6 protein-coding genes are annotated in these 8045 nt (G+C 71.5%); 3 read left to right on the forward strand and 3 right to left on the reverse strand.

Going from position 1 to position 8045, the window contains the following annotated elements:
- Nucleotides 1-312: 312 nt before the first annotated feature.
- From AC1DXV_RS28030 to AC1DXV_RS28040, 3 genes are all read right to left on the reverse strand, one after another.
- Complete coding sequence (locus AC1DXV_RS28030; protein ID WP_477936673.1) at nt 313-1440, reverse strand: hypothetical protein; 1128 nt, start codon at nt 1438-1440, stop codon at nt 313-315.
- An 87-nt stretch (nt 1441-1527) separates the two neighbouring features.
- Nucleotides 1528-3480 carry a B12-binding domain-containing radical SAM protein gene (locus AC1DXV_RS28035; RefSeq protein WP_477936675.1) on the reverse strand — a complete coding sequence of 651 codons (1953 nt, stop codon included), beginning with the start codon at nt 3478-3480 and terminating at the stop codon, nt 1528-1530.
- Nucleotides 3481-3641: 161 nt separating this feature from the next.
- Nucleotides 3642-4511 (reverse strand): c-type cytochrome, encoded by an 870-nt coding sequence (locus tag AC1DXV_RS28040; protein WP_477936677.1) that lies wholly within the window; start codon nt 4509-4511, stop codon nt 3642-3644.
- 63 nt (nt 4512-4574) lie between these two features.
- Here AC1DXV_RS28040 and AC1DXV_RS28045 point away from each other — a divergent pair, with 63 nt between their 5' ends.
- From AC1DXV_RS28045 to AC1DXV_RS28055, 3 genes are all read left to right on the forward strand, one after another.
- Nucleotides 4575-4937 (forward strand): c-type cytochrome, encoded by a 363-nt coding sequence (locus tag AC1DXV_RS28045; protein WP_477936679.1) that lies wholly within the window; start codon nt 4575-4577, stop codon nt 4935-4937.
- On the forward strand, nt 4934-5887 hold the full coding sequence (gene coxB, locus AC1DXV_RS28050; protein WP_477871459.1) for a cytochrome c oxidase subunit II: 954 nt from the start codon (nt 4934-4936) through the stop codon (nt 5885-5887). The genes AC1DXV_RS28045 and coxB overlap by 4 nt, the downstream gene beginning before the upstream one ends.
- Nucleotides 5884-8045: cbb3-type cytochrome c oxidase subunit I (locus AC1DXV_RS28055; RefSeq protein WP_477936681.1), on the forward strand; the 2162-nt coding region annotated here is incomplete at its 3' end. The genes coxB and AC1DXV_RS28055, both read left to right, overlap by 4 nt.

Below are 8045 nucleotides of genomic sequence, written 5' to 3' on the forward strand. Positions count from 1 at the left end.
TTGTAGTCATGCCCGTTGTACGACACGATCGTGCCGGCCGGGTAGTAGGTGTCAGTCTTCCAGGCCGGGTAGGCCGCGAGGACGGTTGTGGCCGCCACCGACAGGACCAGGGACGCCAGCACGCGGCGCGCGGAGCCGCGCGAGGCGGAAGTGGTCATGACCATTTGTAATCGCTCCCTCTGGATAGATGCTGGCATCAATATATCCAATTGAATACCAGTTGGGGCGATGACGTGGCCGACAGAGACTATTTCTTCTGTGACGACTCGTATGTCGTCGGGACACCAGAAGGCACCATCAGGCGCAACGCGCTCACACCGAATTGGCTGCCTGGATGCCGGTGAGGATGGCCCCGCAGGCATTGAGGTAGCGCCGGCTGGCGCGAAGGTTGGTGCCGATGCGCTGGGCGTTGCTCCACATGATCTGTTCGACGGGAGCGAAGCCCATGACCGCATGCGGCTGGCCCGCTCGCATCGGAGCGGCCAGCAACTCCACGCCCGCAGCCGCGGCGGCGTCCGCAGCGGCGAGACCGGCCTCGGGGTGGAACCCCGCGACCTGCGCTTCTGCGAGCGTCACCGCATGCGTTGCCGCGGCCACCTGGGCTGCGGTCTTCGCCACCTGCTTCGGGCTTGCGGCCGCAGCCTGTCGCCGCAGCGCCGTGTTGCGCATGCTGCGCTTTCGGACGAGGTCCTCCTGCAGTTGCTCGACCTGGGCCCGTTCGATCAAGGCATCCGCATAGGCTTGCGTCTCGGCCTGGAAGAAGATGACCTGGTACCGCAGCACGGCCGATTCCTGTGCGGTCATGCCGATCAGCTCCGCGAACGGACTGTCGGCCTTGGGCGTGCCGTTCGCATTCATGTTCTGGTGGCCGCCATAGTGCTGGCTGAAATAGATCTGATGGGTCGCGGCGTTGACGACGATCCGGGTTCCACCGCCGCCCTCCATGCCCATTTCGTAATAGACCTGCCCTCCGGGCAGGTTGCCCTCCTGGTTGTCGTGCGTCGGCGTGGCGGGACGGATGTGCACGCTCGAGGTCAGCTCGATCAATCGGTCCTTGAGTTCGGAATGCACCTCGTCATTGCTGGCCAGGTTCAGTTGCTTGATCACGCGCGGGTCGTGGTGGACGTTGAGGACGGTGATCGCAGACAGGTTGGAGTAGCTCGACAGGGCGTAGTGGTCGCGTTCCAATTCGCCGAGGAAGGCCTCTCTGTCGTGCATCCACGCGTGGTAGGGCGCTACGCGCTGGGCCACCTCCCGGCGTTCGCGCTGCACGGGCGCCTGGACCGCACGGCCGAATACGTTGCCAATCGTGCGAAGCTGCGYCTGCATGCGCGGTGACTTGTCGATGAGCGCCTGCAGCCCCTGGGGTCGAACGGCTGCGGCCGCCGGTGCTGGCGTTGCGTCGGCCGCCGGCTTCAATGTCTTGTCCGCACGCTGCATGCCGAGTTTTAGCGCTCCCAGCGCCGTGCCGCACTAGGCGAATTGCTGATTACCGGCGTCAGAAATGCTGAACCGCCAGTCGCGCATTCACCCTGTGCGGCGCCCGGCGGTCGTTCCGACGGCCCCTCGCACCTGCTGCAGCGCCTTCGCGATGCGATGCCGCCCCACCGTCGACTTCGGCACGCGCACGTCGAACCAGCTGCGCACGTCGGCGTCCAGCCCGATGCCGTGCATGTAGTTGTAGATCGCCTTCTTCAGCGCGCGGCCCATCGCGTCGTGGTCGGTACCGGTCGGGTCGACGAAGCCGACGTCGTTCTTCGCGAAGCGGCCCGGCGGCAGCGGCTGCAGCGTGATGCCGTAGTCGGCGGGCTGCAGGCCGACCGGCGAGTGCACGGTGCAGGCGAAGCGGTGGAAGAAGCCGCTCGCGATGCAGCCTGCCTCGAACAGCTGGCGCACGTACTCGAGCGCGTCCACCGTGTCCTGCTCGTTCTGCGTCGGGAAGCCATACATCAGGTAGGCGTGCACCAGGATGCCGGCCTCCGAGAAGGCCTGTGTCACGCGCGCCACCTGCTCGACCGACACGCCTTTCTTCATCAGCTTCAGCAAGCGGTCGGAGGCCACCTCGAGCCCGCCCGAGATCGCGATGCAGCCGCTCGCGGCGAGCTCTTCGCACAGCTCGCGGTCGAAGGTCTTCTCGAAGCGCACGTTGCCCCACCAGGTGATCTCCACCTTGCGGCGCTGCAGCTCGGCGGCCAGCGCGCGCAGCGCCTTCGGCGGCGCGGCCTCGTCGACGAAGTGGAAGCCGGTCTGCCCGGTCTCCTGCACGATGGCCTCGATGCGGTCGACCAGCGTCGTCGACGAGGCCTGCTCGAAGCGCGCGATGTAATCGAGGCTCACGTCGCAGAAGCTGCACTTCTTCCAGTAGCAGCCGTGCGCCACCGTCAGCTTGTTCCAGCGGCCGTCGCTCCACAGCCGGTTCATCGGGTTCAGCATGTCGAGCAGCGACAGGTAGCGGTCCAGCGGCAGGCCGTCCCAGGTGGGCGTGCCGACCTGGTCGAACGGGATGTCGGCCTCGGCGAAGCCGTTGACATAGCGCACCGCGCCCGATTCGGCATCGCGCACGAAGCTGCGCACCAGCCGCTGCTGCGAGCGCCTGCCCTGCAGGTGGTCGATCAGCGCGAGCAGCGGGCGTTCGCCGGCATCGAGCGTCACCACGTCGACGAAGTCGAACACGCGCGGCTCCGACAGCTCGCGCAGCTCGGTGTTGACGAAGCCGCCGCCGAGCGCGATGGCGATCTGCGGATGCGCCGCCTTCACGGCCTGCGCGATGCGCAGCGCGGCATACATCGAGCCGGGGAAGGGCACCGACAGCAGCAGCAACTGGGGGCGATGGCGCTCGACGGCGGCCAGCGCGAGGGCGGCGAGCCGCTCGTCGACCAGGTTCGGGGCGGCCGACAGCGCGCTGGCCAGCGGATCGAAATCGGCCTGGCTCGCGGCCAGCTGCTCGGCATAGCGCACGAACTCGAAGCGGCCGTCGATCGCATCGCGCAGCACGTCGGCGAGGTCGTTCAGGTACAGCGTGGCGAGGTGACGGGCGCGGTCCTGCAGGCCGAGCGCGCCGAAGGCCCAGGCGAGCGGGTCGCCGCCCTCGTCGTCGACGTAGACGTCGAGCGAGCGGAAGCGCGTGCCCTCGGGCAGCCAGTCGCGGCCGACGATGCGATGCGCGAGCGTGGAGTCGCGCCCTTGCAGGAATCGGATCGTGGGGGCGATGGTCGAGCGGTAGCGGTCGAAGGCGTCGAGGAAGCCGGCGACCGGGGCGGAGCGCTGCGCCTCGGGCAGCGCCTGCGCACGCTCGCGGACCTGGTCGAGGCCGGTGGGGGACAGCAGGTCCAGCACCAGCGCGAGCGCGAGGTCTTCCTGCACGGCCGTGATGCCGCGCGAACGCAGGAAGCCTGTGAGATAGGCCGTGGACGGGTAGGGCGTGTTGAGCTGCGTCATCGGCGGGATCACGGCCAGCACGCGGAAATCTTCGGTGGACATCGGGGCAGCAAGCGAAGCAAGGCAGGGCGCGCGGGGGACCGCGCAAGCCTGCATTGTCGATCACGGCGATCCGGCAGAACTTTCGGCAAGGCTTGCGGGCCGGCCGGTACGGGCCGGCGCGGCAGCGGGTACCTCGCTTGCCGGATGGCGGGATGCACACCTCAGCGCCGTGGGTCCAGCAGGTAGGCCGCGATGCGGCCGGCATGCGCTTCGCTGACGCCCAGGTCGGGCATCGCGCTGCCGGGGCGCAGCCGTTGCGGCTCGCGGATCCACCGTGCCAGGTTCTCGGCCGAGTTCGGCAGATCGCCGGCGATGCGCTCGCGCCGCCACAGCTCGTGCAGCGGCGGGCCGACCTGGACGTCGGAGCCGACGACGCCGGGCACGCGGTGGCAGGTGACGCAGGCGTACTGGCGCAGCAGCAGCTGGGCGGCCTCGTCGCGGCCGCGCGGCTGCAGCGGCTGCAGGTCGGCGCTCGGCGCCTCRTCGCAGCGCCCGGCGGCGCAGCGCGCGGTCAGCGAGCGGCAGGCGTCCGGCGGCAGTTCGGCCACCGCCTCGCGGTAGCTGGCCGGCGAGTGACGCGGCAGCGCCTGCAGGAAGGCGGTGACGGCCCACAGGTCGGCATCGGGCAGCCGCAGCTCCCAGGCCGGCATGCCGCTCATCGTGATGCCGTGGCGGGTGATCCAGTACAGCTCGCGGGGCGCCCAGCGGCGCGCCGCATCGACCAGCGGGCCGGGCAGCGGCTGCATGCTCTTGCCGATGTCGCCTTGCGACACCCCGGGCCCGCCGTGGCACTGCACGCAATGGTCGCGAAAGCACGCGGCACCGCGCGCGAGCTGCTGCGGCCCGGCGGGCGGCGGCAGTTCGACCTGCGCGGCGCGCCGTTGCACCGAGCGCCGCATCGCGGTCTCGAGCAGCGTGTAGACCGGTTGCGTGTGGCTGCGGGTGCCGGACACGTCGTACGCGCCGGTCCAGACGAACAGCGCGGCAGCGGCGCTGCCGAGCAGCGCGGTGACGAGCAGGGTGGCGAGCACGGTTCTCACGATGCCACCCCGCAGGCAAGCGGCAGGCCTTGTGCCGGATGGCGGTGGCTGCGGGTGGGCGCACTGGCCGCGCTGACCGTTCTCACCGGCTGCGGCCGCCCGGACGCCGGCGACCCGGCCTACGCGCAGCTGCCGGGCGCCGATCCGGTGCGCGGCCGCCAGCTGGCCGCGCAGCACCAGTGCGGTCGCTGCCACGTGATCCCGGACCTGCCCGCCGCCGGCGGGCGCAGCGCGCCGTCGCTGGCGCAGTTCGGCGCGCGCAGCTACATCGCCGGCGCGATCCCGAACGGGCCGGCCACCTTGCCGCGCTGGATCGAGAGCCCGCAGGCCCTGCGCCCCGGCAGCCCGATGCCCGACCTGGGCGTGCCGCCCGCCGAGGCGCGCGACATCGCGGCCTACCTGCTGTCGCTGCGATGAACGCGGCCGGCGCGCCCTCGGTACTCGCGCCGGCCGGCCTCGAAGCGGCGGCGCTGGCCGAGGTGGCCTGGGTGCTGATCATCGGCGCCACGCTGCTGTTCATCGGCACGCTGGCGCTGCTGGCACTGGCGCTGCGCGCGCGCAGCCGGCGCGAGCGGCCGAGCCGCTGGTGGGTGCTGGGCGGCGGCGTCGTGCTGCCGGTGTCGGTGCTGGGCGCGCTGCTGCTGTACAGCACGGCGCGCACCGCGGGGCTGGAGCGGGGCCTGGCGAACCCGCCGCTGGTGGTCGCGGTGACCGGGCGGCTGTGGTGGTGGGAGCTCAGCTACCGCGATCCGGCCAGCGGGCGCAGCGTGCTGTCGGCCAACGAGCTGCGCATCCCGGTGGGCCGGCCGGTGCAGCTCGGCCTGCGATCGGACGACGTGATCCACAGCCTGTGGGTGCCCGAACTCGGCGGCAAGATGGACCTGGTGCCCGGCCGCACGAACCGGCTCGTGATCACCGCCACGCGGCCCGGCCTCTACCGCGGCCAGTGCGCCGAGTTCTGCGGCGAGCAGCACGCGAAGATGGCGCTGCACGTGCGCGCGATGCCGGCGCCGGAGTTCGACCGCTGGCTGGCGGCGCAGGCCGCCGGCCCGGCGCCCGGTGACACACGGGCGGGCGACGACACGCCGGGGCGGCGCGCCTTCGTCGCGCACGGCTGCGCGGCCTGCCATGCCGTCGAGGCCACGCCGGGCGGCCGGGGTTCCGGCCCGAACTTCGGTCCGAACCTCGCGCAGCTGGCGGACCGCACGCACCTGGGCGCCGGGCTGCTGCCCAACGATGCCGCCGCGCTGCGGCGCTGGATCGCCGACGTGCAGGCGATCAAGCCCGGCGCCGGGATGCCCTCGTACGCGCAGCTCGACGCCGCCACGCTGGACGCGCTGGTGGCCTACCTGCGCACGCTGCGATGAGCAAGCCGCTGCCCAACCGCCTGCCGCGGCCCGCGCACGAGCTGCAGCGGCTCGAACACGCGTGGCGGCCGCCGACCGGCTGGCGCCGGCTCAGCGATGTCAACAACACCTTCATCGGCAAGCTCTACATCGCCACCGCGCTGCTGTTCCTGCTGCTGGCCGGCGCGCTGGGGCTGCTGATGCGCGCGCAGCTCGCGCTGCCCGGCAGCACGCTGCTCGGGCCGGGCACCTACAACCAGGTGTTCACGATGCACGGCACGGTGATGATGTTCCTGTTCGCGGTGCCGATCGTCGAGGCGATCGCGGTCTTCCTGCTGCCGAACATGCTGGGCGCGCGCGACCTGCCGTTCCCGCGCCTGTCGGCCTATGCGTTCTGGGCCTATGCGGTCGGCGGCCTCGCCTTCTTCTGCACGCTGTTCGCCGGGCTGGCGCCGGACGGCGGATGGTTCATGAACCCGCCGCTGACCGGCCGCGTGCACTCGCCGGGCCTGAACGCCGATTTCTGGCTGCTCGGCATCGGCTTCATCGAGATCTCGGCGATCGCCGGCGCGGTCGAGCTGATCATCGGCATCCTGATGACGCGCGCGCCCGGGCTCACGCTGGCGCGCCTGCCGGTGTTCGCATGGGCGATGCTGGTGGTCGGCTTCATGATCGTCTTCGCGTTCCCGGCGGTGATCGCCGGCACCGCGCTGCTGGAGCTGGAGCGCGCCTTCGACTGGCCGCTGTTCGACGCGGCGCGCGGCGGCGACCCGCTGCTGTGGCAGCACCTGTTCTGGTTCTTCGGGCACCCGGAGGTCTACATCATCTTCCTGCCAGCCGCCGGCATGGTCTCGGCGATGCTGCCGGCGCTGGTGCAGCAGCCGCTGGCCGGGCGGCGTGCGATCGTCGCGGCGCTCGCCGCAGTGGGGCTGCTCAGCTTTGCGCTGTGGGCCCACCACATGTTCACCGCCGGCCTGGGCTCGCTGGCGCTGACCCTGGTGTCGGCGGCGAGCCTGGCGGTGGCGGTGCCGTCGGCGACGCAGGTGTTCGCGTGGATCGCGACGCTGTGGCACGGCCGCGTGCGGGCCGACACGCCGACGCTCTTCATCCTGGGCTTCCTGGCCACCTTCGTGCTGGGCGGGCTGACCGGCGTGATGGTCGCGGTGCTGCCGTTCGACTGGCAGGCGCACGACAGCTATTTCGTCGTCGCCCACCTGCACTACGTGCTGATCGGCGGCATGGTGTTCCCGGTGTTCGCGGCGCTCTACCACTGGATGCCGCTGGTGAACGGCCACCGCCTGAGCGAGCGCTGCGGCCGCTGGGTGTTCGCGCTGGTGTTCGGCGGCTTTCACCTGTGCTTCTTCCCGATGCACATCGCCGGCCTGCTGGGCATGCCGCGGCGCGTCTACACCTACGACCCGGGCCTCGGCTGGGAGTGGCCCAACCTGCTGTCGTCGGCCGGTGCAGCGGTGCTTGGCGGCGGTGTGCTGCTGCTCGCGATCGACCTGGTGCGCACCGCGTGCCGGCGCGGGCAGCCGCATGGCGATCCGTGGCAGTCGCCGTCGCTGGAATGGATCGAATCGAACGAACACGGCATGCGCAGCATCGCGCAGGTGCGCTCGGCGTGGCCGCTGTGGGAGCAGCCGGGGCTGGCCCACGAGGTCGAAGCCGGCCGGCACTGGCTGCCCGGCACCGTCACCGGCCAGCGCGAAACCCTGGTCACCAGCCCGCGCCGGGCCGAGCTGCGCCACCTGATCGTGCTGCCCGGGCCGAGCTGGCTGCCGCTGCTGGCGGCGCTGGGCACCGCGGCGTTCTTCCTGCTGCTGACGGTGCAATGGGTCGCGAGCGCGTTCGCCTTCGGCCTGCTCGCGGTGGTGTGCGTGTGGCGCTGGCTGGACCAGGCCGACCGGCCCGCGCCCGGGCGGCCGACGCACGCGCAGGTCGGCGACGGTGTCGTGGTGCCGGTGGGCGCGGTGCGGGGCGGTTCGCACTCGTGGTGGGCCGCGGTCATCCTGCTGGTGGTCGACTTCACGGTGCTGGCGTCGATGGCGTTCGCGCACCTGCACCTGGCGATGCGCCTGGACGTGTGCCCGCCACCCGGCGCGGCGCTGCCGGGCTGGCCAAGCGTGGCGGGCGTGGCCGCCGGCCTGGCGCTGAGCGCCGCGCTGCTGGCGTGGAG

It is taken from the genome of Rhizobacter sp. P3_C12 (genome assembly GCF_056402735.1).

Bases quoted from the DNA above. Each gene is read 5' to 3' on its own strand.
- AC1DXV_RS28035 (WP_477936675.1), bottom strand. From the start codon at position 3,480: ATGTCCACCGAAGATTTCCGCGTGCTGGCCGTGATCCCGCCGATGACG.
- coxB (WP_477871459.1), top strand. From the start codon at position 4,934: ATGAACGCGGCCGGCGCGCCCTCGGTACTCGCGCCGGCCGGCCTCGAA.